This is a genomic window from Desulfuromonas sp., assembly GCF_002868845.1.
In the GTDB taxonomy this organism is placed as follows: Bacteria; Desulfobacterota; Desulfuromonadia; order Desulfuromonadales; family BM501; genus BM501.
Genome location: NZ_PKUB01000016.1, coordinates 1 through 26,704 on the forward strand (window position 1 = coordinate 1; position 26,704 = coordinate 26,704).

Here is a 26,704-nt window from a genome sequence, read left to right on the forward strand (position 1 = left end):
GGCTCGAACTGGCGGGCCAAGCCGAGGGCCAGGGTGCGGAAACGCTCGACCTTCTCAAAACTGGTGCCGAGCTTGGCCTGGTAGACCACGTTCTTGAGTGCCTCGAGGCGGCTCTCCAGGGGAACCTTCTGGTCCTTCTCGTAGAAGAACATGGCGTCCGAAAGCCGGGGCCGGATGACCCGCTCGTTGCCCTGGACCACAACCGCCGGGTCGTCGACCCGGTTGTTGGAGACGGTGATGAAGCGCGGCAGCAGCTTGCCTTTTGCGTCAACCAGGCTGAAGTAGCGCTGGTGCTCGCGCATGGTGGTGATCAGCAGCTCGCGCGGCAGTTCCAGGTACTTCTCTTCGAAGGAGCCGGCCAAGGCCACCGGATACTCGACAAGGTTGGTGACCTCCTCGAGGAGTTCCTCATCCTCAAGGAGTTCGCCCTTCTCCTCGGCAGCAATGCGGGCGACCTGCTCGGCGATCATCGCCTTGCGCCGCCCGGCATCGGCGATGACATAGGCCTTCTCTGTTTGAGCCAGGTAGTCGTCAAGGCCGCCGACGGTGAAGGGACCGGGGGCCAGGAAGCGGTGCCCGTAGGAGGTATTGCCGCTGGCCAGGCTGCCGAAGCCGAAGGGGACGGTCTGGCCGCCGTAGAGGGCGACGATCCAGTGCATGGGGCGGGCGAAGCGTACGTCGAGGTCTTTCCAGCGCATCGACTTCTGGAAGGGGATGGCGCCGATCACCCTGGGGAGCATCTCGGGCAGCAGCTCGGCGGTGGGACGCCCTTCGAGGACCTGGGAGATGAAGAGATACTCCCCCTTGTCCGTGGTGATGCGCTGCAGCTGGTCGACCTCAACGCCGTTCTTCTTGGCGAAGCCGATCGCAGCCTTGGTCGGGTTGCCGTCGCCGTCGAAGGCGGCGCTGACCGGGGGGCCGGAGAGGGTGACTTCCTGCCGTTCCTGGTGGTCGGCCACGTCGGCGATGGCGATGGCGATGCGCCGGGGGGTGGCGAAGGTGCGCATCTCGCCATGGGGAAGGCGGGCACCATTCAGCTCCTTGCCGAGCAGCCGCTTCAGGTCGGCGGTGGCCCGGGGGAGAAAACCGGCAGGGATCTCTTCGGTGCCTATTTCCAAAAACAGTTCAGCGGACATAACAATCTCCAGAATTCAGAACCCAGAATTCAGAACCCGGAAGAGACAAGCCTCCACGGCTCCTGACTTCCGGCTCCTGACTACTTGTTTTTGAGCAGCGGGAACCCGAGTTTTTCGCGCTGGGCGACGTAGCCCTGGGCGCAGAGGCGTGACAGGTTGCGCACCCGGCCGATGTAGTGGGCTCGCTCGGTGACCGAGATCGCGCCCCGAGCGTCGAGCAGGTTGAAGGCGTGGGAGCACTTGAGGACGAAATCGTAGGCCGGGAAGACCAGTTCTTTCTCCGCAAGACGGGCGCACTCCTTCTCGTACATGTCGAAGAGCTGAAAGAGCATGCCGGTGTCGGCCTCTTCGAAGTTGTAGGTCGAGAACTCGACCTCGGTCTGGTGGTGGACGTCTCCGTACTTGATCCCCTTTACCCACTCCAGGTCGTACACGTTGTCGACCCCTTGAATGTACATGGCGATGCGTTCGCAGCCGTAGGTGATCTCCCCGGGAATCGGATTGAGGTCGATGCCACCGCACTGCTGAAAGTAGGTGAACTGGGTGATCTCCATGCCGTCGAGCCACACCTCCCAGCCGAGCCCCCAGGCGCCGAGGGTCGGCGATTCCCAGTCATCCTCGACGAAGCGGATATCGTGCCTGGACGGGTCGATGCCGAAGCTCTTCAGGGAGTCGAGGTAGAGGTCCTGAATATTCTCCGGCGACGGCTTGAGGATGACCTGGAACTGGTAGTAGTGCTGCAGGCGGTTGGGGTTCTCGCCGTAACGGCCGTCGGTGGGGCGCCGGGAGGGCTCGACATAGGCGACGTTCCACGGCTCGGGCCCCAGGGAGCGCAGAAAAGTGGCGGGGTTGAAGGTGCCGGCGCCCTTCTCGATGTCGTAGGGCTGCTGGATGATGCAACCCTGCTGCGCCCAGTAGTTCTGCAGTGCAAGGATCAGTTCTTGAAATGTCACGTTGCCTCCGCGAAAAAAGAGAACGCCGCACCCGCCTGGATGGCCGGACACAGCGTATACTGTATACAAATTGAGGGGATCAAAGTCTACCGTCTCGCCGCCGGGGTGTCAAGGTCAAATCGCCGGAAACAGAGCGGCCCCAGGGCTGTCACCGGGGCGCTTCCCCGGCCAGGATCCGTTCCAGAAAAGGAAGGGTTTTCAGCGGACGGGGCAGGTGGGGCTGCAGGGCGTTGGCCAGGATCTTCCCCCCCTCCTCCTGGGTCCGGGCGCTGAGGCGGAAACCCTCGAAGCGGTCCACCGGGACTTTCAGAGAACGGGCCAGGGTGCCCAGGGTCCGCAGGTCGACCCTCACCCCCCCCCCTCCGGTCCGGCAGGCGGCGCACAGGCTTCCGCCCCGGGCGGCCTCGAAGTCGACCGGTCCGCCCTCGAGGGACGCTCCGCATTCGGAGCAATGCAGGAAATGAGGAACGTACCCGGCCAAGGCCAGGACCCTCAATTCGATGAGCAGGCGGGCCTGGCGCGACCCGCCGCTGCGATCGAGGTGGTCGAGAAAAGCTCCCAGCAGCCCGAACGCCTCGCCGTGTCCCTGCCCCTCCCCGCAGAATGTTTCGACCAGCTCGCAGCCGTAGCCGGCCAGGGCCAGGGCGACAAGGTCGCTGCGCAAGCCCGCGTGCAGATCGATCAGTTCGGCCTCCCGCAGGGCGGCTAGGCCGCCGCGGGACTGCGCCCAGTGCAGGCGGATGCGGGCGAAAGGCTCCAGGGCGGCGCCGAAGCGCCTGCGGCTCTTGCGGGCTCCGCGGGCGAACCCTTTAAGGAGACCCTGGTCGGGAGTGTAGAAGGTCACGATACGATCCGCCTCGCCGTAATCGAGGTGGCCGAGCACGATCGCTTCCGATCTTTGTTCCTGCATAGATGGGTTTGTTCAGCCGGAGTGCGAGGCGGCGACTCAGCGCAGGTTGCTGAGGAAGAGGGTCGCAGTGCCGAAATAGATCAGGATGCCGGTGATGTCGTTGGCGGTCTGGACGAAGGGGGTGGAGGCGATGGCCGGGTCGATGCCGAGGCGCTTGAAGAAGGTCGGGGCCAGAACCCCCATGGTCGCCGCGACGGTCATGGCGGTGACCATCGCCAGGCCGACCACCAGCCCGAGATAGGGATTATGATGCCAGCCGTAGGCGATCACCCCGATGGTCAGGCCGCACACGGTCCCCATGATGAGCCCGACCCGCAGCTCCTTGAGAAAGACCTGACGCATGGTTGAGATATCGATGCGCCCGGTGGCAAAGCCCCGGACCACGATGGTCGCCGACTGCCCTCCGACGTTGCCCCCCATGCCGGTGATGACGGGGATGAAGGAGATCAGGGCGATGACCTCCTTGAGGGTCACCTTGAACAGCCACATGAGGTAGCCGGTGATCACCCCCCCGAACAGGTTGGTAATCAGCCAGGGCAGGCGCAGCCGGGCGATTTTGAAGGATTTGTAGCCGTAGAGGAGCTCTTCCTCGCTCGCCCCGGCCATCTTGAAGATATCCTCGGTGGCTTCCTCGCGCAGAACGTCGATGACGTCATCGACAGTGATGATCCCCATCAGCTTGTTGCCCTCATCGACAACGGGAATTGCCAGGATGTTGTACTTGGCCACCTGGTGGGCCACCTCCTCCTGGTCCATGTCGGTGCGGACGCTGATCACGTCGGTGGCCATGATGTCCTGAAGCCGGGTCGCCGGAGGCACGGTAAGGAGCTGGCGCAGCGAGAGGACCCCGACCAGGTGGCCATGGTCGTCGGTGACGTAGAGATAAAAGACCATCTCCACGTCCTGGGCCTCCTGCAGAGCGGCGATGGCCTCCTGGACGGTCAGCTCCTCACGAAGGGAGAAGAATTCGGTCGCCATGATGCCGCCGGCGGTATCCTCCCCGTACTTGAGGAGCTCCTCGATCTCCTCCGAGTGCTCGTCCTCCATGGTCAGGAGGACCTCCTCGGCGAGCTCCTCGGGCATGTTGCGGATGATGTCGACCGCGTCGTCGTAGGGCATCTCCTGGAGGACCTCGATGATCCTCTCCTTCTCGAGCTGCTCCAGAAGCTGGGCGCCGGTGGCGTGCTCGAGCTCGGCCAGAACGGAGGCCGCCATCTCCCGATCCCCGATCAGGTTGAAGAGGATGCGCTGCTGCTTCAGGTCGAGGTAGCGGAAGAGATGGGCGATATCGGCGGGATGGGACTTGGAGAGGACCTTGGTGAGGTTGGGGTAGGCGCCCCGGCGGAGGAGCTTTTTGACCGTATCGAGGAGAATCTGTAGTTTTTGTTCCATGGTGCACTCCTCGCAGGGTCGCCTTGCCGAAGTTCAAAAAACGCGGAAGCGTACCACCGCCACAACGGGACTGTCAATGCCGGCTGAGGGAAAGGCCAAAAGCAAACCCCCGCCGGCGGCGGGGGCCACGGTGCCCGGCTGACAGGGTGTCTGCCGGAACTGCCGCAATGCGCTTCCTCCTCCCTAGGTCCCCTTCGCCTTGGGGAGGAGAGGCTGCGCCGGCGTCTTCTTCTTTGGCCGGAAGACGAACTCCCACTCGCTGTAACTCGACGACTGGGCGAAGCCTTCGAACTCCTCCGAAAAGCCGTCCTTCTTGAAAGGCTTCAGGTCGCTGGAGCTGCGCACCCCGATGATCCCTCCGATACCGATCGTCGGCCCGGGCACCCCGGTGATGGTGCCGCCCTGGCGAATCGGGATCCATTCCCCCCCTGTCATGGGGTCGGGGAAGAGCTTGCGCAGGTGCCGCGTGGTCTCACCGAAGCGGGGATCCTCGACCAGGTCTTCGAGGGACGTGGGATACTGCTGCGCCTTCCCACCAGCCTTTCCGTTGTAGTAGCTCTCGATGGCGCTGCGGTACTGGCCGCCGCGAAAGAGGAGCTCCTCCTCCTTGGCCTGCTGCACGACGGTGCGCCAGGTCGAACCGGCCATACCCGCCGCAAGGCCCATGACCACGACCATGACCAGGACCGTCAGAAGGGTTACGCCGCGCTGGCTGGTGAGAATCGGCAAAGGGTTCATTGGGGTTTTCCCTGCATCAAGACCGGCGGTCCGTCCCTTATTGTCTGCGGCTCCAGGCGCCGTCCGGCCCCTCCAGGTACCATCCGGAAGCCGCCTTCTCCCGCCACGATTCAGCAAAGACGGCCTGAACCTCGGCCACCTGTTCCGGGAAACCGTTGGCCCGGGCGATCTCATCGTAGAGCCGCAGCCGGTCGGCGTTCTCCGCGGAGACCAGGCGACTGGCCTCCCCCCGGCCCTTGAGCCCCAGCCCCTCGGTACTGCGGATCTTGAGCAGGCCGTCGGAGCCGATCCCCACGTGACCGGAACCGAGAAAGGCGAAGAGCGCATTCGAGCGTTCCTTGATCGACGACTTGATGGCCCTGATCTCAGGAGTGCTGACTTCGATGTCCTGGGCGGCATGGGCCGCACCGGGCTGTAGAAGCAGGCGCAGGGAACTGCCGGGGCCGACCCCCTCGGCCGCGGGGGGAAGTTCCTCTCCGGCCGGGCCCGGGCGATCGCCCCAGACCTCGTCAACGATCTGATCCGCGGCATCGCGCACATCTTCGGCGGGGAAGTAGATGTTGATCGTAACACAGGAGATTACCGCCAGCACGGAAAAAACGCCAATGATGCGGACAAGCCTTTTCATACTAGGTCCTCCCATCGTGAGCTGTCAAACGGACCGATCCGGTCGCCTCTTTCCGGGTGCCGCCCCGGCGCACCCGGCCGGGCCGCACTATCACTATACTACCGGCGCCTTGCCCGAAATCAATCGCCGCCGAGCTTGGCGCCCGACCCGGTGCGGTCGATCCGCCCCAGCCGCTTCAGCATCTCCTTGAAGGAGATGGGATGGGCAGGAGCGATGATGTTGATCCTCGGGGGCAGGAGGCCGCCGTAGACCAGGTGCCGGTCGGAGCCGGGCAGAGCGCTCCCCTCGAGACGGAACCAGTACTTCTCGAGGGTGCAGCGCAGGCCGATCTCGCGGTAGCGATAAAAGTCGATGAACCGGTACAGGCCACGGGACAGGGCCGCCGAAAGAGAGCCCTGGCTGAGCAGGGACAGGTTATTGAGGGCCTTGACGCTGATGTTTCGCTTGCCCCGGGGGCGGCTCTTCAGAAGTGCGCTGAAGCGCGAGGGGACGAGGCGAAACAGGCGCAGGCCGTGAACGTGACCGTCGACGATGCCGTTCATCTCCCCGAAGGCAAAGGAGCGGGTGACCTGGTGAAGGTCCAGGCCGGAGAAATCGAGGTCGGCGAAAGCCGTGGCGTATGGCGAGAGGGGCTCCTCCCAGCGGATGTTCCTGATCAGGACCCTGCCTCCGAAGGCGTCGATGTGTGCCACCCCCGGAAAGGTCAGGACCCCGCCGGCGTAGCGGATCCGTCCGAGATCTGCGGCCAGCCGCCCGCTCAGCCTGACCGTTCCGAACTGGCGGGTCAGGCGCCCGAGATCGACGCCGGCGATGCGGACCCCGGCCTCCAGGTCCGGACCCTCCTCCGTCCAGGCGGCCGCGACCCGATCCACCTCGAAGGACCCTCCGGCCAGTTCGAACAGGAGAGGGGTGCCGACCTCCATGCGATTCGGTCCGGAAACCAGCCGCACCGCGGCCGGCTCCAGGCTGGCCGGGCCGACACTCAGGCCGGCAAAGGAGATGGCCCCAGTGCGCCTGACCACATCATGGTCTTCAAACCCCTCCCGGCGCAGATCGAAGGGAATCCGCCCCGCAAGCCCCCGGATGCTGACCCCGGACTGCTCGTGATAGAGATCCAGGTCGGCGGGTCGAAGCTCCCCGCCCAGGCTCCAACCCCGGCGGCCCCGGGCAAGATCGGCGTCGATCCGGACCCCCCCTCCGAGCCGCACCCCCTCCACCGCCGGATAAGGCTCTGAAAGGAGGCCCTTGAAATAGCGGGAAAAAGCGCCATCCAGGCGCGGGACCTCCAAGGCTGCCTCGGCGCGAAGCTCCCCCGGGAGAAGGACCCCCCGCAGGCTCAAGGTGCCGAGGTCCGCCGCCGTGAGCGTTAAACTGTCCACCTGCAGGCGGCGCGAAACCGGACGATATTCGCCGTGGAAGGCCAGCTCCCCCTTCAGGCCCGACAGGTCGGCGTAGTAGGGGCCCCACAGAGCCTCCGCGGCGTCCAGGTAGGCGGCGGCGTCCACCGTCAGCACCTTCCCCGGCCGCCCGGCGGCCCTGCCCGAGGCCCGCACCTCTCCGCCGGCGATCCCCGCGAGCCCGTCGGCGGAGAGGTATTCCACCCCCTCGACGACCAGAGACTCGACTTCGAGGGCCACCCCGCTGCCCTTTATCCGCCCCGACCCGGCGGCCCGCAGCGCTCCGGAGAACACCCCGCCGCCGTCGAGCCGGCCGGCCGCGCGCCCGTCCCGCAGTTCCACGCCCCCCGAAAGGCGCAGCAGTCGGCCGCTGAAGAGAAGATCGACGATCGCGCCCCGGGAAAAATCGAGGCGCTTCGCCGCGCCCGTTATCGACGCTTCGATCCGGCCCCGGGACCCGGGAGATATTTGACCCGAGGCGGAGACCGCTTCCGCCCCCAGGAGGACCTCCGGAAGGAGATCTCCTGGGGCCAGCGAACGAATTTCTGGCAGGGAAAGAGGCTGGAGTTGAAAGTCGAGCCGCGCGCCATCCCCGGAGAAAGTCAGGATCCGCCGCTTGTCCAGCCACACATCGCCCGACAGAGAAAGCCCGCCGGCCTGGCTGCGCAGACTCAGCTGACCTCCGAACCTGGCCAGATCCAGGCCGGTGCCGGGCGGCTTTCGGCCTGCGTCAGCGCCCTGCCAGTCGGCGTCCAGGGCCAGCCCCCCCTCCCGGATCTCGAAATCCGCCTCCACGCCGACCCCGCCCGCCGGGGCCACCCCCGTTTCGACCCCGACCCGCCTCGCCCATTCCGCCGGGTCGGAAATCTTCAGGGAGGCCGCACCCTTTACGGCCCCATCCACGATGCGCCCCCGAAGCGTCCCGGAAGCCCCCCCGGGCATCGCGAACCGTCCCCGCCCCGACAGCAAACCCGCCGGCCCGTCCAGCTCCAGGACCGGCCGTTCCAGGGGAATGCTCCACCCGGCCGTGCCGACCTCCGCCCCGGCCGCCTCCAGCTGCAGATGGAGGCGGCCGGAATCGACGCGAAAACCGGCCCGAGGAGATGTCACACGAAGGTGCCAGCCGTCGGGGAGGGGGAAATTCACTCCCATGGCGGCGGCCAGCCGCCCCATCTCCTCCCCGTCGAGGCGCTCGGCGCCGAGGGAGCCGGCCAGGACCGCTTCGCCCTTCGGGGTGATGTCGAGGTTCGCCGGAGAGAGGATCAAGTCCTTCCCATCCAGGCGCAGCTCGTTTATAACCAGTGAAAGACCGTCCTCCCAGCGCCCCTCCCCCCGCAGGCGGAGGGGAATGCCGCCCTCGCCCAGGGCGGCGGCAAGCCGCACCCCGTACCGCTCCCCCCCGGCGAGCTCGGCCGCTATCTCCCGCAGCAGGAATTGGCGCCCCAAGGCGAGGACCTCCAGCTCGCCCCCCTACACCGTCAGCCTCTCCAACGGCAGAGACAGGCGAAGGGGAAAGCCTCCCGGCGCGCCCCCCCCTTTGTGCTCGATTGTCACCCGGGGGGAGTCCAGGTGCACGGAACCGAGGCGCCCCTGCAGAAGCCCCGCCAAAGTCAGCCCGACGGTGGCCCGGGGGATGACGACCGTGTAGGTGTCCTTGCGTGCGGCCCGAAAGCCTCTCAGGACAATGACGCCGTCGTCGAGCCCGACCCCTCCGATGCCGACCTCGGCCGAAATCCCGGCGGCGGCCGCCCTCTCCAGTAGGGGCCGCAGGGCGCGGTCGATGAGCCTCTCCCTGCAGAGATACCCCGAAGCCAGCACAAAGGCCGCCAGCAGCAGCACACCCAACAGCAGGTATTTCAGGCGCGCTCTTCTCAAAGCCTGCCCTTCCACCCTCGATGAAACACGCGTGACGAGCCGGGGATCCGCCCGGCCGACTCTCCAAAAAGATAACAGAAAAGGGCGCCCCAAACGGGAGCGCCCTTTATACAATCGATTTCCGCAGAAGAGGCGGCAGTTATTCCCGCAGCACCTTCACCACCGCCGAGAAGTCCTCTTCCCCCCGGCCACTCTCAACCGCCCGTGCATAAACCAGGCTCGCCGCGTCGGCCCCCGGCAGATCAAGGTCCGCCTCCCGGGCCACGCCCTTGGCCTGCTGCAATCCCTCGAAGACGTACTTCAGAGCCAGATTGCGCGAGAAGTCGCCCCGGGAGATGGAGCGCCCCTTCGCGGTGAACAGGGGCGAGGCGACCCCGCCCGACTCGAGCACTTCCAGAACCTTCTCGGCACTGAACCCGAGCTTGTTGCCGAGCACGAGACCCTCGGCGAGGGCCTCCATCAGCTCCGCCTGAACGAGGTTGACCACGTACTTCATGCGGGTCCCGTCGCCCAAGTTGCCGACGTTGATAATGTTGAGAGCGAAATGGGAGAATGCTTCCCGGCAACGGCCCAAAAGAGCGGGATCGCCACCGACCAGAAGGGTGACCAGGCCGTCGGCGGCATGCTCCCGGGTACCCCAAACCGGGGCTTCGAGGAACATCACCCGGCGCCGGGCGGCCTCCTCGGCGAGTTTCAGGGTGGCCTCCAGGGAATGAGTGCCCATATCGACGAGGATAGTGTCGGCGGCAATCCCTTTCAGGATTCCCTTTTCGCCATAGATCGCGGCCTGCATTTGCTCTTTTTCGGACAGAATAACGATCACCATGTCCCTGTCCCGGGCCGCCTCCGCGGGGTCGGAAGCCCCCTTGGCGCCCCGGTTTTCCAGGGCCCGCATCTCCTCGGGATTGGAATCGAAAACCGTGAGGTCGTAATGCCCCTTCATCAGGTTGGTCGCCAGATACCTGCCGACCGTTCCGAGCCCGACAAAACCGATCTTCTTGATCATGTGCAGCCTCCGCTTTAGGGAAAACAAATTGTATTTTTTTACTTTAATTCCTTTCATTCTTCAAATCAACACAAATAACCGGAGAATCCCGTCGTGTCCAATGAAAAAAGGCGGCACATCGCCGCCTTCTTGCGTCAGCCCCCGGAAGGGGCAAACAGACCCCCCTGCCGAATCGGGAAGGACATCTCAGGTGGTGCACTTACGAGTAGAATCTCCCCCCCCCACCAAAAAGGACAGGAACAGGGCAGAAAAACCCATCACTATTCGACCAGCAACTGCGGGGAAGCACAATGTCCAAAAAGGGCGGTTGCGAATAAATATCCGTCCTTAGCAGAAGCGAAAATGATCCTTGGCTATCAGCCTAACGGATTCGTAGACGGTCCAACTTAAGAGAACCTCCTCTGACTTTCAAACTGCCATTGAGGGTCGACTCGCTGCCGGGAGGCTCATCGAAACCACAGCCGTACCCTCCGCGCAGGGTAACAAAGTCCCCCGAGGAGTCGAAAACAACGTCCCCGTCAAAGACCTGATCCAGGAGCATTACCGTGTCTCCGTCGAGGGCGGCGGAGAGGGCCGAGGGGATGTCGGCATAGTCGCCCCCCGCCGAGAGGCGGACCGGGCCGCTGCCGCAGGCCTGGACGCTGATCAGGTCGGTCAGGGTGACAGTGTCGGCGGCCCCCCCGGCGGTAGCGGTGAGGGAGACGCTGTAGACCCCGGGAGCGGCGTAGACGTGGACGGGGTTCTGTTCGCTGCTGCTGCCGCCGTCCCCGAAGTCCCAGATCCAGGCGGTCGGGCCGCCGAGGCTGGCGTCGGTGAAGCTGACCGGCAGGGAGGCCTCCCCGGCCAGGGGCGCCGCCGTGAAGTCGGCGTCCGGGGCGACCTCGAGGGTATAGCTCCCCGTCGCCTGCTGGTCGTCGGCGTCGGTGGCCTGCAAGGTGAAGGCATAGCTGCCCGCCTGCTCCGGGGTGCCGGCGAGGCTGCCGGCGGTGTCGGCGGACAGCCCGGCCGGCAGCGCCACGGCGACCAATTCCCAGGCGATGGGCGGCCAGCCCCCGGCGACCAGCTCCGCCGTGTAGGGGGTTCCGGCCCGGGCCGCGGCCAAGGCCGGGCCGGTCGCCTCCAGGGGGGGGGCGTAAGCGAGGTACTTGCGGGTCCTGATATCCCAGCCGTGGCCGTTATACTCGCTGCCGGCGGTGTAGAAGTTGTCCTGCCCATCGACGGCAATCGCCTTGCAGAAGCGCCGGTCAGGGGAGAGCTCGGTCCACAGCTCGTTGCCGTCGGGATCGTACAGGGCGATGCCGCAGTGGTCGTCCCGGTCCTGCGCGACGTAGATATGCCCCTCGCTCCCCAGGGCGAGGCCGTAGCCCTGGCCTGATCCCGGCAGGCTCCGGGACCAGCGCAGGCTCCCGCCGCCACTGTACTTGTAGAGCCTGGAATAGCCGATGACGAAGACGTTGCCGTCGGCGTCGACGGTCAGGTGCTCGCCGCTGGTGGAGGGCAGGTTCCGCCACCACCGCATCTCCCAGGAGGGGCCGTAGCGTGCGATCAGAGGGCCCCCGCCGACCAGCTTGCCAGTGAGGTAGATGTCCCCGCCGGTGTCGGTGGCAATGCCGTAGTAGTAGAATTCCGTTAAGACCTCCTCGCCGAGAGGGGTGCCGGCGGCGGCGAAGGTGACAACGAAAGAAGGGGAACTCGCGTAGCGGCCGACGCCGAGGACGTAGACCTGCCCCTGCGGGCCGAGAGCGACCCCCCGCGCCTCGACGTTGTTGCCATGGTGGCGGAGCCAGAGCTGGCCGCCGGCGGAGTCGTACTTGGCGAGGATCAGGTCTTGGGGAGTCTGGATGTTGTTCCCGGCCACGTAGACGCTGCCATCGGCGGCCACGGTCAGCCGTGCGCCCTCACAGGCCTCCCAGGACGCGCTCCAGAGCAGGACGCCGGCGGCGGTGTACTTAAGCAGGGTGTACTCGCCGAGGACGTAAATGTTGCCAGCGGGGCCGAGGGCGAGACGTTCCCCCCACCCCGAATAGGCCTGGACCCAGTCCAGATGGGGGGGGCCGCGCACCTCGAGGCTCAATTCCCGGCTGGAGGAGAACTGGCCGTCGGCGACCGCCGCGGTGAAGGCGAACGGCCCCCGCTCAGCGGGGGTGCCGGCGAGCTCGCCACTGGTGGCGTCGAGGGCGAGGCCGGTGGGCAGGCTCCCGCCGATAAGCGTCCAGGCGTATGGGGGCGTCCCCCCGGCCGCCTCGAGGGTCTGGGCATAGGGCGCGACGGCGATGCCCCAGGGCAGTGAGGCGGTTTGGATCACCGGCTCGCTGGAAACGGTGATGCTCAGGGCGCATGTAGCAGTGACGGCCCGGGCGTCGGCGACCTCGACGGTGAAGGCATAGGTGCCGAGCTCGCTGGCGGTCCCGGCGATCACCCCGCTGACGCCGTCGAGGGCCAGGCCCGCCGGCAGGGCACCGCCGGTCAGCGTCCAGGCGTATGGGGGCAGGCCGCCGCTGGCGGCGAGGGGTTCGCTGTAGCTCGCCCCCTGCGGGGCGGGCGGCGGGGCAGAGGTCGTCACCGACAGGGGGGCGTAGCCGACGGGCAGGGAAAAGGCCCGCGCGGCCGTAAAGCCGTTGACGTCGGTCAGCCGCACGGTAAAGTCGAAGCTCCCCGTCTCGAGGGGGACGCCACCGAGCTCGCCGCTGGCGGCGTCGAGGAGCAGCCCCTCGGGGAGGACGCCGGCCGCGATCGTCCAGGCGTAGGGGGGCAGGCCGCCGCTGCCGGCCAGGGTCTGCTGGTAGGAGGCCTGGTAGAAGGCGGATGGGAGGGAGGCGGTGACGATCTGCAGCCCCTGGTAGACGCTGATGGTGTAGGCGCGGCTGGCGGTGGCCGCGGCGGCATCGGTGGCCTGCAGGGTGAAGGTGAAGTCGCCCTGCTCGGTCGGCACCCCGGTGATGGTCGCGCCGGCGCCGTCCAGGGACAGGCCGGGGGGGAGGCTGCCGGCGGCCAGGCTCCAGGTGTAGGGGGGTACGCCCTGGGCGGCGACCAGCTCCTGCGCATAGGGGACGCCCTGCTGGCCGTTGGCGACCTGCAGGGTGCCGATTCCGAAGGCGTCGAGGTACTTGACGGTGAGCACGCTGTCGTCGGCGGCACGGCCGGTCACGACGATGCCGCCCAGGCCGTCGGCGGCGACGGCGTACCCATAATCATAACCCTCGCCGCCGTAGCCGTTGACCCCCAGCCGGTTGCCGGCGGCGTCGTAGCTGATGGTCAGCACGTCGTGGTCGGCGCCGTTCCAGACCACCCCGGTCACGTGCACCCTGCCGCGGGGGTCGACCCCCACGCCCTCGGCGTACTCGTCGGAAAGGTGGTCGTAGCCCCTGGCCCAGAGCTGGTTGCCACCGGCGCCGATCTTGACGACCAGAAAGTCGCTCGATCCCGGCCCCAGGCGACACTCGCCGGCGAGATAGAGGTTGCCGCCCCCGTCGAGCTCCAGGTCGGAGCCGAAGCTGCCGTAACCGGCAAGGCCGTAGCTGCCGGACCAGAGCAGGTTGCCCTCCAGGTCGTACTTGCGGACCACGGTGCCGTTGCCGAGGTCCTGGGTGGAGATGAAGACGGTGCCGGCGACATAGACTCCGCTGGCATCCGCCGCCACCGCCACCGCCTCGTCCTCCGCACCGCTGTCGTAGCTGCGGGCCCAGAGCTGATTGCCGTCTTCATCGTACTTAACCGTCAGAAAGTCGTACTGCCCCCAGTCACCGCTGGGGCCGGTGACGTAGACCCCACCCTCCCCGTCGAGGGCGATCCCCACCCCCTCCTCTGCCGCGCCACCGTCGTAGGTGCGCTGCCAGAGCAACTCCCCCTGCGGGTCGAACTTGACGGTGGAAAAATCATTGTCCTGGGTGCCGTAGACCCTTGCCGCGACGTAGATCGCCCCGGCGGCGTCGACCGCCAGGTCGTTGGCCCCACCGCCGAGGCTGCGGTCGAAGGTCCGCGACCAGAGGAGGTTGCCGTCCCCGTCGTACTTGAGCAACAGGATGTTGCCGCTGGCCTTCCCCGCCACCACGATGCTGCCATCGGGCAGGACGGCGACCCCGGCGCCGAAGTTCTCGTACCCCTCGGCGTGGTGCCGGCTCCAGAGCTCGAATTCGCTGTTGACGACCAGGCTCAGGTCGGCGCCGGCGGTCGCGCCGAGGGTGTCGCCGGCCTGGACCGAGAAAGCGTAGACGCCGCTCGCCTCCGGGGTACCGGCGATCTCGCCGCTGGCGCCGTCGAGGACCAGGCCGGGGGGCAGGGACCCCCAGGTCAGCGACCAGGCGTAGGGGGGCTGTCCGCCCTCGGCCTGCAGGAAGACGCTGAAGGGCTTCTCTACCGAGCCGTGGTAGAGGGCGACGGGGACCATCTCCAGGGGGGGCAGGTCGAAGGTCTCGCTGCCCGCCGGCGATGAGAAGGTCAGCCGGTCGCTGCCGCTGGTGGGAGTCCAGGTCCCGACAAAGACCCCGTCGCCGGCGGCCTGGTCGGGGGCGACGCCGTCATCGGCCAGCTGGACCATCCCGCCGTGGGCGTCGTCGACCGAGACCGGGCCGACGGCCGCACCGCAGTTGATGCTGATCGCCTCGAGGGTCTCCGGCACCCCGACGACCAGCTCCCCCGGGTACTGGACGACCGCGAGCAGAGGGCTGTCGGTGCAGCCAAGGGCGCCGGCGGCGTTGAGGCGCCGGCCGGTGATCGTCACCCCCTCCATGGCGGCGGTCCCATCGGCGCCGGCGAGCATCAGATTGCGTAGCGCCCGCCAGTCCCGCCCGGCGTCCTGGGCCGCGAGCAGGGCGGCCAGGCCGGAGACGTGGGGGGTAGCCATGGAGGTCCCCGAGTAGAGCTCGTAGTTGTTCCCGGGGGTCGAGCTGAGGATGTCCACCCCCGGCGCCCCCAGGTGCACCGTCTGCCGGCCGTAGTTGCTGAACCAGGCCAACCCGTCTTCGTGGTCGGTGGCGGCGACGGCGAGGATGCTGGGCAGGTCGTAGCCGTCGGGGTAGGAGGGGGTGACGTCGTTGTTCCGACCGTCGTTGCCCGCGGCGGCCACGAACAGGATCTCCCGCTGGGCGTCGATGGCCGCGGCCAGGGCCGGGTTGTTCCCCCCGCCGCCCCAGCTGTTGCTGGTGACGACGATGTTCTCCCCCCGGTCCCGGAGAGCCTTGACGTAGTCGAGGCACCCGATGGCGCCGGCGTCGTCCCCGTAGCCGTCGGCATCGAGGAACTTGCAGGCGACCATGCTCACGTTCCAGTTCACCCCCGCCACGCCGACGCCGTTGCCGCCGACGGCGCCGATGGTCCCCGCCACGTGCTAGCCGTGCCCGGCATCGTCCATCGGGTCGCTGTCGCCGTTGCAAGTGTCGATGCCGTGGACGTCGTCCACGTAGCCGTTGCCGTCGTCGTCGACGCCGTTACCGGCGATCTCCCCCGGGTTGGTCCAGACGTTGCCGGCCAGGTCCTGGTGGTTGTAGTCGATTCCCGTGTCAATGATCGCCAACACCACGCCATCGTCGCCGGTGGCGATGTCCCAGGCCGCCGGGGCGTCGATGTCGGCGTCGGCAGTGCCACCGGTCTGGCCGGTGTTATGCATCCCCCAGAGTTCATTGAATCGAGGGTCGGAAGAAAGCAGGCGGGCTCGACGACGGTAGTTTGGCGCAACGTACTCCACGTCCGGGTCGGCCCCATAGAGGCTGACGGCCTCCTCGACACTGAGCCCCTTTTTTAGTTTGACCCATTCGACCTTGTCCGACCTGAACTCCTTAATTATTTTGGAGCCGTGCTTTTTGTGAAACTTATCCTTCCTGCCCGAGGCCACTCCCTTCTTAAACTTGAGCAGGATCTCACCCTCTTTGAATTCTTCAGCGGATGGTTCCCCCCCCTTGGCCTTAGCATGCGTTTTCTGGTCCTTGGACAGCTTGCCTCCTGGGGGCACGGTCGCAACTTGCAACGCGGAAAAAGCCGAACTGGAGATCAGGAAAAGGAAGAGGATCAGGCAGGCTACTCTGAGCATCATTGGCCTCCGGGGAAAAGATTCAGCGACGAGACATGCCGCCTCTCCCAATGACCGGCAAGGGCTGGACATGCTATCGCTGGCCACCTGGATGTCTAATCGAAACCCACACACTTAAGGCTTTATAGTTAATTTAAGCTAATGCAAAAAACAGTCCAGCCCCCTCCTCTTTTTCAAGCCCCTTGTTTTTCATCGTATTGACGGCCACTTAGCCACCCGCAGGTCAATTTCCGCGTGAGTTCATTCGCCCGGACAGGGGGATATCCCCTCGGGCAGGAGGCCGTCTGGGGCAAAAGCCCCAAACAACCAGGCAGAGGCGAGGGCGATCGCGCTTCTACCATGCCGCATGGGGCCAATCTAAAACCAGCCGCCCCCCTTTGACCAAAAAAAAGGGCGGCAAATCGCCGCCCTTTGAGTCTCTGTTTTTCCCCATGCAAACAAGGCCCCCAAGCCAAAGCCCAGGTCTCCACGCGTCCCTAATGCGCTTCGCGCCAGTTCGCCCCCACCCCCATATCCACCACCAGGGGCACATCGAGGGGCACCGCCCCCTCCATCTCCTTCCGGACCAGCTTTTCAACCCTCTCCAGCTCTTTCTTCGGCACGTCGAAGACGAGTTCGTCGTGCACCTGGATCACCATCTTCGCCCCCAGGCCCTCCCGCTCCAGCCGCTCGTGGATGTGCACCATGGCGACCTTGATGATGTCGGCCGCCGAGCCCTGAATGGGATAGTTGATGGCGTTGCGCTCGGCGTAGCCGCGAATCGCGCCGTTCCTGGAATGGATCTCGGGAACGGCGCAGCGCCGCCCGAGCATGGTCGTGACGTAAAGCTTCTCGCGGGCCTCCTGGCGCTTGCTCTCCATGAAGTCGAGGATGCCGGGATAGCGGGCAAAGTAACTATCGATAAATATTTTCGCCTCCTTGTTGCTGATACCGAGGTCCTTGGCGAGACTGAAGGCTCCCATGCCGTAGAGGACGCCGAAGTTGATCGTCTTGGCCTGGCGGCGCATCTCCGACGTCACGGTCTCGGGGAAAACGCCGAAGATCTCGCTGGCGGTGCGCGCGTGAATGTCCTCGCCCGCCAGGAAAGCCTCTTTGAGAGCGGGCTCGGCGGCCATGTGAGCGAGAATGCGCAGCTCGACCTGGGAGTAGTCGGCGGCGAGCAGGACGTTCCCCTCTGCGGGAATGAACGCCTCGCGGATGCGCCCGCCCTCCTCTGTGCGGATGGGGATGTTCTGCAGGTTCGGGTTGCTCGAAGAGAGGCGGCCGGTGGCGGTCACCGCCTGGTTGAAACTGGTGTGGATGCGCCCGGTCTCGGGGTGGACGAGCTTCGGCAACGCCTCGGTGTAGGTCCCCTTGAGCTTGGCCAGGGAACGGAAGTCGAGGATCTTGGCGGCAATCGGCTGCTCCTCGGCGAGCTTGGAAAGGACCTCGACGTTGGTGGACCAGCCGGTCTTGGTCTTTTTTCCCTTCGGCAGCTCAAGGCGCTCGAAGAGAACCTCGCCGAGCTGCTTCGGCGAGGCAACGTTAAAGGGGCCGCCGGCGAGCCGATGGATCTCCGTCTCGAGGGCATCGAGCTTGATCTCCATCTCGCGGGTCAACCCATGAAGGAAGTCGGCATCGATGCGCACCCCGGCCGTCTCCATGTCGGTGAGCACTTTGACGAGGGGCATCTCGACCTCGGCGAAGAGCTTCTCCTGATCGGTCTCGGCGAGCTTCGGCAGCAGCACCCCTGCGAGGCGCAGGGTGATGTCGGCGTCCTCGGCGGCGTAGGGGACCGCCCGCTCGATTTCGACCTCGTCGAAACAGACCTGGTTCTTGCCGCTGCCTGCGACCTCGCTGTAGCTGATCGTCTTGTAGCCGAGAAGATCGCTGGCGAGGGCGTCCATGCCGTGAGAGGTCGCCGCCGGGTTGGCGAGGTAGGAGGCGACCATGGTGTCGGCCGCAAGCCCCGCCACCTCGATCCCTGCGCGGCGCAGCACCAGCAGGTCGTACTTGGCGTTCTGGGCGACCTTCGGGCGCTTCGGGTCCTCGAGAATCGGCCGCAGCCGCTCGAGGACCGCGGTGCGGTCGAGCTGCGCGGGGGCCCCGAGGTAGCGGTGGGCGAGGGGAATGTACCAGGCCTCGCCGGCCTTGACGGCGAAGGAGATGCCGACCAGGTCGGCGCGGGTAGCGTCGAGGCTCGTCGTCTCGGTGTCGAAGGCGATGCGCCCCGCCGTCTCGAGCTTCTCGATCAGCGCCGCGAAGTCCTCTTCGGTCAGCACGCCCCGGTAGCCTTCGCCGCTCGAACGCTCCTCGACGGAGAACTCCTGGATCAGTCGGTGGAACTCCATCTCCTTGAAGATCGCGGTAAGGGCCCCGCGGTTCGGCTCCGAAAGGGCGAAGGCGTCGTAGTCCGCCTCTATCGGGACGTCGTCGAGGAGGGTCACGAGCCGGTGAGAGAGGCGCGCCTGCTCGGCGAACTCGATCAGGTTCTCCCGGCGCTTCGGCTGCTTGATCTCGTCGACCCGGGCGAGGAGGGTCTCGAGATCGCCGTACTCCTTGATCAGGACCACGGCGGTCTTCTCCCCGATCCCCGGCACCCCGGGGACGTTGTCGGAGGAGTCGCCGGCCAGCGCCTGCACCTCGACGACCTTGTCCGGGGAACCGCCGAAACGCTCGGCGACCTCGGCGGGTCCGGAGACGACGTCCTTCATGGTGTCGAGCAGGCGCACCTTATCGGAGACGATCTGCATCAGGTCCTTGTCGCCGGTGACGACGGTAACGTCCATCCCCTCCTTCTCGAAGCGCCGCGCCAGGGTGGCGATGATGTCGTCGGCCTCGTACCCGTCCAACTCCAGCGCCGGCATGTTGAAGGCCTCGACGGTCTTCTTGATGATCGGGATCTGCGGCACCAGGTCCTCGGGCATCGCCGAACGGTTGGCCTTGTACTCGGGGTAGATCTCCTTGCGGAAGGTCGGCCCCTTGGCGTCGAAGATCACCGCCAGGTGGTCGGGGGCGTGCTCGCGCACAACCTTGAGGAGCATGTTGGTAAAGCCGTAGACGGCGTTGGTGGCGAAGCCCTTGCTGTTGGAGAGGTGGCGGATAGCATAATAGGCCCGGTAGATATAGCTGGACCCGTCGATGAGATAGAGCCTCTGGGGCTGGTCGGACATCTGGTCACCTCGGCTTGGAATGGGTGGATTGAGCGTTGGCAATTATTCCACAGGACAGGTCAAAGCAAAAGGACAAAGGGGGATTTTTTCAATGATTTCAGACTCCCGCTGCGCCCCCCAAGATCCTTGATTTTTGAAAAAATACCCTGTAGGCTATGCTTTTAATTTTCCGGACATCCCTCTGACCCGACCCGAGACCTCGATGTTGCCATTTTTACAGAGATATTCGACCTGGTTCTACCTCCTGCTGGCCGGCCTTCTCGGCATCTGCCTGGGGCACCTGGCCGCGACCGTCCTCGGCACCTATCTCACCCCTCCCCTGCTCTCGGGCGAGGAAACGGCCCAGGTCCGCACGGCGCCGGAGCGCAAGCCCGCCCTGGCGGAATACGAAGTGGTCCTGCAGCGCAACATTTTCGACTCCACCGCCCGCCCAAACCGCACCCTGGCCACCGAGCAAAAGCCGAAACAAAAGGCGGCCAAACCGGCACAGGCCCGCGTCGACCTGAAACTGGTCGGCACCGTGGCTGCGGGGGAAAATTCCCTGGCCCTGCTCATGGGTAACCGGGAGACGGCCTCCTACCGCCTGAGGGACAAGCTCCCCGGGGGAGGGAAGCTCGAAGAAATCACCCGCAGCCTGGTCAGGATAAAGAACAGCGACGGCACCGAGGAGACCCTTCACCTCTACGAGGAAGAGTCGCCGGAGGCCCCTGCGGCGACCGCCCGACCCGGCCGACCGGGCTCCTCCTCCAAGGCGGCCACGACCACGACCGGGGGCTACAAGATCATACCGGCCGGCGAGAACCGCTGGATCATCCCCAAGGAAGAGGCCGAGAAGGCCCGCACCAACATCGGGGAACTTCTCAAGCAGGCCCGCATGGAGCCGAACATCATCAACGGCCAGACCGAGGGATTCACTGTGCGCATGCTCCGGCCGCGCTACCTGCTTGCGGGGCTCGGCATCAAGAGGGGGGACATCCTCAAGCAGATCAACGGGGTGGAGCTGAACAGCCCCGAAAAGGCCCTGCAGATCTTCCAGCAGTTGCGTGAGGCCAAACACCTCAGCATCGGCCTGCAGCGCAGCGGCCAGAACCTGAATTTCGAATACGATGTCCAATAGGAGGTTTTCCCAGGTGATGAGCATTAGGAAACTGAACATCATAGCCCTCGCCGCCCTGCTGATCATGGTCGTGGCGACGGGAGTCCTCGCCGAGACAAAGGGCTCCGCCAGGAAAGTCCCCGGCAGCGACAAGGTGACTCTCGACTTCAAGGATATCACCCTGCCCGACCTGATCCAGACGGTTTCGGAACTGACCGGGAAGAACTTCCTCTACGACGAGTCGGTCAAGGGCAAGGTCACCGTCATCTCCCCCGACGAGATGACCATGGACGAGGCCTACCAGCTCTTCCTGACCGTGCTCAACGTCAAGGGCTACACGCTTATCCCCTCGGGCAAAGTGAACAAGATCATCCCGACACGCGAGGCCAAGGAAAACAACCTGCCCACCGTGATCGACGGCAGCGGGAAGAGGGCTTCGGAGCAGTTCGTGACCCGGCTGGTCCGCCTCAAGAACATCGAGGCCGACGTCATGGCGAGCACGGTGCTGGCCCCCCTGATCCCCAAGACGAGCAACATCGTCGCCTACCCGCCGACCAATACGCTGATCATCACCGACAGCGGAACCAACATCGAGCGCCTGGTCAGGATCGTCCGCGAACTCGACGAGCCGAGCTCCCTCGACCTCCTGGAGGTCATCCCCCTTCAACACGCCTCCGCCGAAGAGGTGGCCAAGATCGCCAGCCAGGTTATCAGCCAGGGAGCCACCACCGCCAAGAGCTCGCGGAGTACCCGGGCCAAGAACGTCAAGACCGCCGGCGAGAAGGAGGTCAGCAAGGTCATCCCCTTCTCCCGGACCAACGTCCTGATAGTCATCGGCAACTCCGACGACATCGCCGCGGTCAAGGACCTGGTCGCGGAACTCGACCAGCAGCCGACCCGGGAGCGCTCCAACATCAACGTCTACTACCTGGAGAACGCCGACGCCGAATCCCTCGCCAAGACCCTCAACGAGATCCTGACCGGCATCCGCACCCAGGCCAAATCGACCCGCACGGCCCAGCCCAACCAGGCCGCCGCTCTGACCACCGAGGCGCTCAGCATCACCGCCGACAAGCCGACCAACTCCCTGATCATCAACTCCAACACGGAGGACTACGAGGTCATCAAGGGCATCGTCAGGCAGCTCGACATCAAGCGCAAACAGGTCTTCGTCGAGGCCCTGATCCTGGAACTGTCCATGGACGCCACCAAGAGACTCGGCGCCTCCCTGCAGGGGGCGGTGGCCACATCCTCGGACAGCGTGGTCTTCGGCAGCAGCAACCTCAACAGCGGGGCGACGGGCCTGGGCAGCCTCGCGCCGACCGGAGACGCCGGATTCCCCTCCCTGCTGACCCAGACCATCGACGGCATCCTTCTGGGCGGCCTGTTCAGCCCCATCACCACCACCCTGAACGGCGAGGAAATCACCATTCCGGCCCTGTCGGCCCTTATCGACATTTCCAAGACCGACACCGACGTCAACATCCTCTCCGCCCCGCGCCTGCTGACCTCGGACAACGAGGAGGCGGAGATCGTCGTCGGGCAGAACGTACCGATCATCACCGAGCGCCTGACCGACACGACCAACGTCGGCGCCCAGAGCGTCTCGGTGGAGCGCAAGGACGTCGCCCTGACCCTGCGCTTCACCCCCCAGGTCACCGAGGGGGACCTGGTGCGGCTCAACATCTACCAGGAGATCACCAACCTCGCCCAGTCCAGCGTCGGGGACGTGGACGAGGTCGGACCGACCTTCACCAAACGCCTGCTGCGCAACACGGTCCTTGCCGAGAACGGCAAGACGGTTGTTCTCGGCGGGCTCATCGACACCAACATCCAGGAGACGATCACCAAGACGCCTCTGCTCGGGGACATCCCCTTCCTGGGCTGGCTCTTCAAGCGCAAGCTCAAGCAGGAGACAAAGACCAACCTGCTGATCTTCATCACCCCGACCATCATTCGAAACCCCGAGGATCTGACCGAGATCACCCTGCGCAGCAAGAACGTGATGAGCCAGATGCAGGTCGACAAGGTGCGCTCGTCCCTTCCCGCGGCGGCCCTGCCCGCCGGCACATGGTCGGGATACCGATCGGTCGATGGGGGGCAATAACCCCATGACGCGCTGGAGGCTTCTGGGCGAGATTCTGCAAGAGCAGTGCGGGATCGGCCGGGATACCATCGAAAACGCCCTCGAGGCTCAACGGGAGAAGAGCCAACGGCTGGGCGAGATCCTGATGGGGATGAAGGCCCTTTCGGCCGCAGACCTCGCCCGGGCCCTCGCCGTACAGCAGGACCTGCCCTTCCTCGAGACCATCCCCGCCGATGCAGTCAACAGCGAACTGCTGGACCTCGTGCCGATCGGCTTCGCCAAGGAATACCGCATCCTCCCCCTGGAGCGCCGGGACGGCGCGATACGGGTGGCGATGGCCGACCCTCTCGACGGCCGCCCCCTCAACGACCTGGCCGCCCTCACCAAGGCGCCGTTGGAGGTCGCGGTGGCGCCGCCCGAGGAGATCCTGAGCGCCATCAACCGCGCCTTCGAGACCCGCGCCGGCGGAGCCCAGGAATTCGTGGAGGACATCTCCGGAGAGAGCGCCGGGGAGCTGGCCGGGGGGTTCGAACCCGAGGACCTGCTCGACGTCTCCGACGAAGCCCCGATCATCCGCTTCGTCAACAGCCTCATCCCCCAGGCCTACAAGCAGCGCGCCAGCGACATACACATCGAGCCCTTCGAGTCCGAGTTCATCGCCCGCTACCGCATCGACGGCATTCTTTACGAGGTGCTGCGCCCGCCCCACAAGGCCCAGGCGAGCATCACCTCGCGCATCAAGATCATGGCCAACCTCAACATCGCCGAAAAGCGCCTGCCCCAGGATGGCCGGTTCAGCGTACGCATCGCCGGCAAGGACGTGGACGTACGCGTCTCGACCCTGCCGACCGCCTTCGGCGAGCGGGTGGTCATGCGCCTGCTCGACAAATCCTCCAACGTCATCTCCCTGGAGGAGATCGGGATGGACCCCGACCTGCTCCAGCAGACCCTGGGAATGATCGGCAAGAGCCACGGCATCTTCCTGGTGACGGGCCCGACCGGATCGGGAAAAACCACCACCCTGTACGCGGCCCTCTCCCGGCTCAACAGCCGGGAGAAGAACATCATCACCGTCGAGGACCCCATCGAGTACCAGCTGGCCGGAGTCGGCCAGATCCAGGTCAACCCCAAGATCGACCTGACCTTCGCCGCCGGCCTGCGCTCGATCCTTCGCCAGGACCCGGACATCATCATGGTCGGCGAGATCCGCGACGGCGAGACGGCGGAGATCGCAGTGCAGTCCGCCCTCACCGGCCACATGGTCTTCTCCACGTTGCACACCAACGACGCCGCCAGCGCCCTGACCCGCCTGGTGGAGATGGGTATCGAACCGTTCCTGGCCGCCTCCTCCATCGTCGGCATCATGGCCCAGCGCCTGGTGCGCAAGATCTGCCCCGCCTGCAAGGAAGCCTATCGCCCCACCGCCGAGATGATGCGGGAGATGGGCCTGGAGAAGGCTGTTCCCGGCGAAGCCACATTCTACCGCGGCAAAGGCTGCGCCCAGTGCATGGACATCGGCTACCGCGGCCGGGCCGGGATCTACGAACTGCTTCCCGTGGACGAGCAGGTCCGCGACCTGCTGCTGCAGAACAAGGATTCGGCCAGCATCAAGGCCGCGGCGACCAAGAAGTGGATGAAGACCCTGCGCGACGCCGGCCTGGCCAAGGCGCTTGCCGGCGAGACGACCATCGAGGAGGTTCTTCGCGTGACCCAGGAGGAGATCTAGGGTGGCCCTCTTCGAATATTCCGGCCTCAACGCCGGCGGCAAAAAGGTCTCGGGAGTCGTCGAGGCGACGGGCAAACGCGCGGTCCTTCAAAAGCTGCGCGGCCAGGGGATCTACCCGACCGAACTGCGGGAGCAGAACGCCGCGGCGGCCGGCAAGCCCTCCCTGTCGGGCCTGAGCCTCACCAGGAAGGTGCCGACCGCCGAACTCGCCGCCGCCACCCGCCAGCTCTCCACCCTGCTCGGGGCGGGCCTTCCCCTTGACGAGGCGCTGGCCACGGTCGGCGGGCAACTCGAGAACGCCGCCCTCGCCCACGCCATCGGCCAGGTCCGCGAGGACGTGGTCCAGGGCGAGTCGTTCAACGCCGCACTCGCCAAGTTCCCCCGCATCTTCGCCCCCCTGTATGTGAACATGGTCCAGGTCGGCGAGAACAGCGGGACTCTCGACCAGGTCCTGCAGCGACTGGCCGACTTCCAGGAGGAGCAGGCGCGGATGAAGAGCCGCATCCGGGCCGCCACCGCCTACCCGATCCTAATGGCGGTGGTCGGGGTCGGAGTCCTCTTCTTCATGTTCGCCTTCGTCGTCCCCAAAGTGACGCGCATGCTGGAAGACCTCGGCCAGGCCCTGCCCCTGCCAACCCGGCTGCTGATCGGCGCCAGCGATCTGCTCATGTCCACCTGGTGGGTGCTGGTCCTGCTCCTGGCGGCCGCGGCGATCGCCACGCTCCGCTACGTGCGCACCGAGCGGGGCCGGGAGAAGCTCGACCGGCTGGCCCTGCGCCTTCCCCTGTTCGGCAAGCTCAACCTGCTGATCGCCACCTCGCGCTTCGCCCGCACACTCGGGACCCTGCTCCAGAGCGGGGTGCCCCTGCTCGGGGCCTTGGACATCGCCAAGAACCTGCTCCAGAACCGGGTGCTGTTCAACGCCATCGAGGAGACGGCGGTCTGCGTCCGCGAGGGCGAGGGGCTGGCCGCTCCGCTCAAGCGCTCGGGGGTCTTCCCTCCGATGGTGGCCCAGATGGCCGCGGTAGGAGAGAAGAGCGGGGAGATGGAGCAGATGCTGTTCCGGGTCGCCGAGTCGTACGAGCACCAGGTCGATCTCTCGATCACCGCCATGCTCTCGCTGCTCGAACCCCTGATGATCCTGCTCATGGGCAGCGTCGTCGGCTTCATCGTGATGGCGATCCTTCTGCCGATCTTCCAGGCCAGCCAGGGGATGGGGTAACTGCAGCTGACAGCTGGTTTCAATTCTAAGACACATCGAGATAGCAAGGAGCGAAGAAGAATGAAAAAATCGGTACTGAGCAATTCCCGCGGCTTCACCCTGATCGAGATCATGGTTGTGGTGGTCATCCTCGGCATTCTCGCCGGGATCGTCGTCCCCCGGTTGCTGGACCGCCCGGAGGAGGCCCGCCGCACAAAGGCCGCGGTGCAGATCAAGAGCCTCGAGGAGGCCCTGGGGCTCTACAAGCTCGACAACGGCTCCTACCCTTCCACGGAACAGGGCCTTCAGGCGCTGGCCAGCAAGCCGACCGTCGGCCGCATCCCGGCCAAGTACCGGGACGGGGGCTACCTGAAGAAGGTCCCCCTCGACCCCTGGAGCAGCGAGTACGTCTTCCTTTCGCCGGGCATCCACGGGGATTTCGACATCATCTCCTACGGCGCCGACGGCGAGCAGGGAGGCGAGGGAAAGAATGCCGACATTGAAAGCTGGAACCTGGAATAGGGCCGGCTTCACCCTGGTCGAACTGGCGCTGGTCGTCCTGCTGGTCAGCCTTTTTTCCATGCTGACCCTGCCGACCCTTACCGGCCTCGGCCAGAACGAGCTCTCCGGCTCTGCCCGCCGCATTGCAGGAACGGTCAAGTACCTGTTCAACGAGTCGGCCCTGGACCGCCTGGAGTACCGGCTGACCTACGACCTCGACCGTGACACCTTCGGCGCCAAGAAGCTCGAGAGCAACGGGGAGTTGGTCGCGGTCACCGGCACCGGCCGCCAGCAGCGGCTCAAGGGGGGCGTTCGATTCAAGGACGTCCAGGTGACGGGGAGAGGGAAATTCAGCACCGGGGAAGTTACCACCTCCATCCACCCGGTGGGCTGGCTGGACGAGACGGTGGTCCACCTGGAAAACGACCGGGGCAAGGCCCTGACCCTGAGGATCAACCCGTTCACCGGGTCGACGGAGGTCCATGAAGGCTACCTCGAGTTCTAAGGCCGGCGGCTTCACTCTGCTCGAAGCCATGATCGCCCTGGCTATCATCAGCATCGCCCTGGTCACTCTCCTGGGGCTGGGCAACCGCTCTATCGGCGTCAACGCCCGCCTGCAGAAGATCACCCAGGCCACCCTCCTGGCCCAGGAGAAGATGACCGAGATCGAGTTCGAAGCCGAGCTGGGCCGTCTCGACTTTCTGGAAAAGGAGGACGGCTTCGAGGCCCCCTTCGACGGATACCGCTGGCGGACCCGATACGAGGGCACCCCCCTGACGGACGTCAAGATGGTCACCGTGACCGTCCTGTGGGGGGAGGAGAAGAAAAACGAGGCGGTGGACCTCAATTCATTCCTCCTTTCCGGCCCGCCGGGCTCCTGAG

18 protein-coding genes and 1 pseudogene are annotated in these 26,704 nt (G+C 65.7%); 7 read left to right on the forward strand and 12 right to left on the reverse strand.

What is annotated here, in order from left to right; translation table 11 throughout:
- The 12 genes and pseudogenes from glyS to polA all read right to left on the reverse strand — a co-directional run.
- The coding region (gene glyS / locus C0617_RS04425) for a glycine--tRNA ligase subunit beta (RefSeq protein WP_291315807.1) at positions 1–1,136 on the reverse strand (1,136 nt) is incomplete at its 3' end.
- 80 nt (positions 1,137–1,216) lie between these two features.
- A complete protein-coding gene (gene glyQ, locus C0617_RS04430; protein WP_291315808.1) occupies positions 1,217–2,089 on the reverse strand; it encodes a glycine--tRNA ligase subunit alpha in 873 nt (290 codons plus the stop codon).
- 148 nt (positions 2,090–2,237) lie between these two features.
- Complete coding sequence (recO, locus tag C0617_RS04435) at positions 2,238–2,999, reverse strand: DNA repair protein RecO (RefSeq protein ID WP_291315809.1); 762 nt, start codon at positions 2,997–2,999, stop codon at positions 2,238–2,240.
- Between the two features lie 36 nt (positions 3,000–3,035).
- Positions 3,036–4,391 (reverse strand): magnesium transporter, encoded by a 1,356-nt coding sequence (gene mgtE, locus C0617_RS04440; RefSeq protein WP_291315810.1) that lies wholly within the window; start codon positions 4,389–4,391, stop codon positions 3,036–3,038.
- A 183-nt stretch (positions 4,392–4,574) separates the two neighbouring features.
- On the reverse strand, positions 4,575–5,129 hold the full coding sequence (locus C0617_RS04445; RefSeq protein WP_291315811.1) for a type II secretion system protein: 555 nt from the start codon (positions 5,127–5,129) through the stop codon (positions 4,575–4,577).
- Between the two features lie 37 nt (positions 5,130–5,166).
- A complete protein-coding gene (locus C0617_RS04450) occupies positions 5,167–5,757 on the reverse strand; it encodes a DUF1318 domain-containing protein (RefSeq protein ID WP_291315812.1) in 591 nt (196 codons plus the stop codon).
- 119 nt (positions 5,758–5,876) lie between these two features.
- Positions 5,877–8,600 (reverse strand): hypothetical protein, encoded by a 2,724-nt coding sequence (locus C0617_RS04455; protein WP_291315813.1) that lies wholly within the window; start codon positions 8,598–8,600, stop codon positions 5,877–5,879.
- Between the two features lie 24 nt (positions 8,601–8,624).
- The gene (locus C0617_RS04460; RefSeq protein WP_291315814.1) at positions 8,625–9,029 is read right to left on the reverse strand and encodes a hypothetical protein; all 405 of its coding nucleotides are present in this window, start codon (positions 9,027–9,029) and stop codon (positions 8,625–8,627) included.
- 139 nt (positions 9,030–9,168) lie between these two features.
- Entirely contained in the window at positions 9,169–10,035 is an 867-nt protein-coding gene (locus C0617_RS04465; protein WP_291315815.1) for an NAD(P)-dependent oxidoreductase, read from the reverse strand.
- A gap of 361 nt (positions 10,036–10,396) precedes the next feature.
- A complete protein-coding gene (locus tag C0617_RS04470) occupies positions 10,397–14,794 on the reverse strand; it encodes a putative Ig domain-containing protein (protein WP_365888924.1) in 4,398 nt (1,465 codons plus the stop codon).
- Positions 14,792–16,132, reverse strand: a pseudogene (locus tag C0617_RS16985) (S8 family peptidase); the annotation flags it as partial. The gene C0617_RS04470 and the pseudogene C0617_RS16985, both read right to left, overlap by 3 nt.
- Positions 16,133–16,536: 404 nt before the next feature.
- Positions 16,537–19,212, reverse strand: coding sequence for a DNA polymerase I (polA, locus tag C0617_RS04480; protein ID WP_291315816.1), 2,676 nt, complete (start codon positions 19,210–19,212; stop codon positions 16,537–16,539).
- A 202-nt stretch (positions 19,213–19,414) separates the two neighbouring features.
- Between polA and gspC the strand changes: the two genes are divergently transcribed.
- Genes gspC through C0617_RS04515 form a run of 7 tightly spaced genes read left to right on the forward strand, consistent with a single transcriptional unit; the run spans position 19,415 to position 26,703 of the window.
- Entirely contained in the window at positions 19,415–20,329 is a 915-nt protein-coding gene (gene gspC, locus C0617_RS04485; RefSeq protein ID WP_291315817.1) for a type II secretion system protein GspC, read from the forward strand.
- 16 nt (positions 20,330–20,345) lie between these two features.
- Positions 20,346–22,415, forward strand: a complete 2,070-nt coding sequence (gene gspD / locus C0617_RS04490) for a type II secretion system secretin GspD (protein WP_291315818.1) — start codon at positions 20,346–20,348, stop codon at positions 22,413–22,415.
- 4 nt (positions 22,416–22,419) lie between these two features.
- Complete coding sequence (gene gspE / locus C0617_RS04495) at positions 22,420–24,120, forward strand: type II secretion system ATPase GspE (protein WP_291315819.1); 1,701 nt, start codon at positions 22,420–22,422, stop codon at positions 24,118–24,120.
- A gap of 1 nt (position 24,121) precedes the next feature.
- The gene (gspF, locus tag C0617_RS04500; RefSeq protein ID WP_291315820.1) at positions 24,122–25,342 is read left to right on the forward strand and encodes a type II secretion system inner membrane protein GspF; all 1,221 of its coding nucleotides are present in this window, start codon (positions 24,122–24,124) and stop codon (positions 25,340–25,342) included.
- A gap of 60 nt (positions 25,343–25,402) precedes the next feature.
- The gene (gspG, locus tag C0617_RS04505) at positions 25,403–25,843 is read left to right on the forward strand and encodes a type II secretion system major pseudopilin GspG (RefSeq protein WP_291315821.1); all 441 of its coding nucleotides are present in this window, start codon (positions 25,403–25,405) and stop codon (positions 25,841–25,843) included.
- Positions 25,812–26,327 (forward strand): prepilin-type N-terminal cleavage/methylation domain-containing protein, encoded by a 516-nt coding sequence (locus C0617_RS04510; protein WP_291315822.1) that lies wholly within the window; start codon positions 25,812–25,814, stop codon positions 26,325–26,327. The genes gspG and C0617_RS04510 overlap by 32 nt, the downstream gene beginning before the upstream one ends.
- Positions 26,305–26,703 (forward strand): prepilin-type N-terminal cleavage/methylation domain-containing protein, encoded by a 399-nt coding sequence (locus C0617_RS04515; protein WP_291315823.1) that lies wholly within the window; start codon positions 26,305–26,307, stop codon positions 26,701–26,703. The genes C0617_RS04510 and C0617_RS04515 overlap by 23 nt, the downstream gene beginning before the upstream one ends.
- Position 26,704: the final 1 nt, after the last annotated feature.

Coding starts and splice junctions, on each gene's coding strand:
- recO (WP_291315809.1), bottom strand. CDS start 2,999: ATGCAGGAACAAAGATCGGAAGCGATCGTGCTCGGCCACCTCGATTAC.
- mgtE (WP_291315810.1), bottom strand. CDS start 4,391: ATGGAACAAAAACTACAGATTCTCCTCGATACGGTCAAAAAGCTCCTC.
- C0617_RS04445 (WP_291315811.1), bottom strand. CDS start 5,129: ATGAACCCTTTGCCGATTCTCACCAGCCAGCGCGGCGTAACCCTTCTG.
- C0617_RS04450 (WP_291315812.1), bottom strand. CDS start 5,757: ATGAAAAGGCTTGTCCGCATCATTGGCGTTTTTTCCGTGCTGGCGGTA.
- C0617_RS04465 (WP_291315815.1), bottom strand. CDS start 10,035: ATGATCAAGAAGATCGGTTTTGTCGGGCTCGGAACGGTCGGCAGGTAT.
- C0617_RS04470 (WP_365888924.1), bottom strand. CDS start 14,794: ATGCTCGCCGGCGCCGATGGGACCGCCGCCATGGAGGGGGTGACGATC.
- polA (WP_291315816.1), bottom strand. CDS start 19,212: ATGTCCGACCAGCCCCAGAGGCTCTATCTCATCGACGGGTCCAGCTAT.
- gspC (WP_291315817.1), top strand. CDS start 19,415: ATGTTGCCATTTTTACAGAGATATTCGACCTGGTTCTACCTCCTGCTG.
- gspD (WP_291315818.1), top strand. CDS start 20,346: ATGAGCATTAGGAAACTGAACATCATAGCCCTCGCCGCCCTGCTGATC.
- gspE (WP_291315819.1), top strand. CDS start 22,420: ATGACGCGCTGGAGGCTTCTGGGCGAGATTCTGCAAGAGCAGTGCGGG.
- gspG (WP_291315821.1), top strand. CDS start 25,403: ATGAAAAAATCGGTACTGAGCAATTCCCGCGGCTTCACCCTGATCGAG.
- C0617_RS04510 (WP_291315822.1), top strand. CDS start 25,812: ATGCCGACATTGAAAGCTGGAACCTGGAATAGGGCCGGCTTCACCCTG.
- C0617_RS04515 (WP_291315823.1), top strand. CDS start 26,305: ATGAAGGCTACCTCGAGTTCTAAGGCCGGCGGCTTCACTCTGCTCGAA.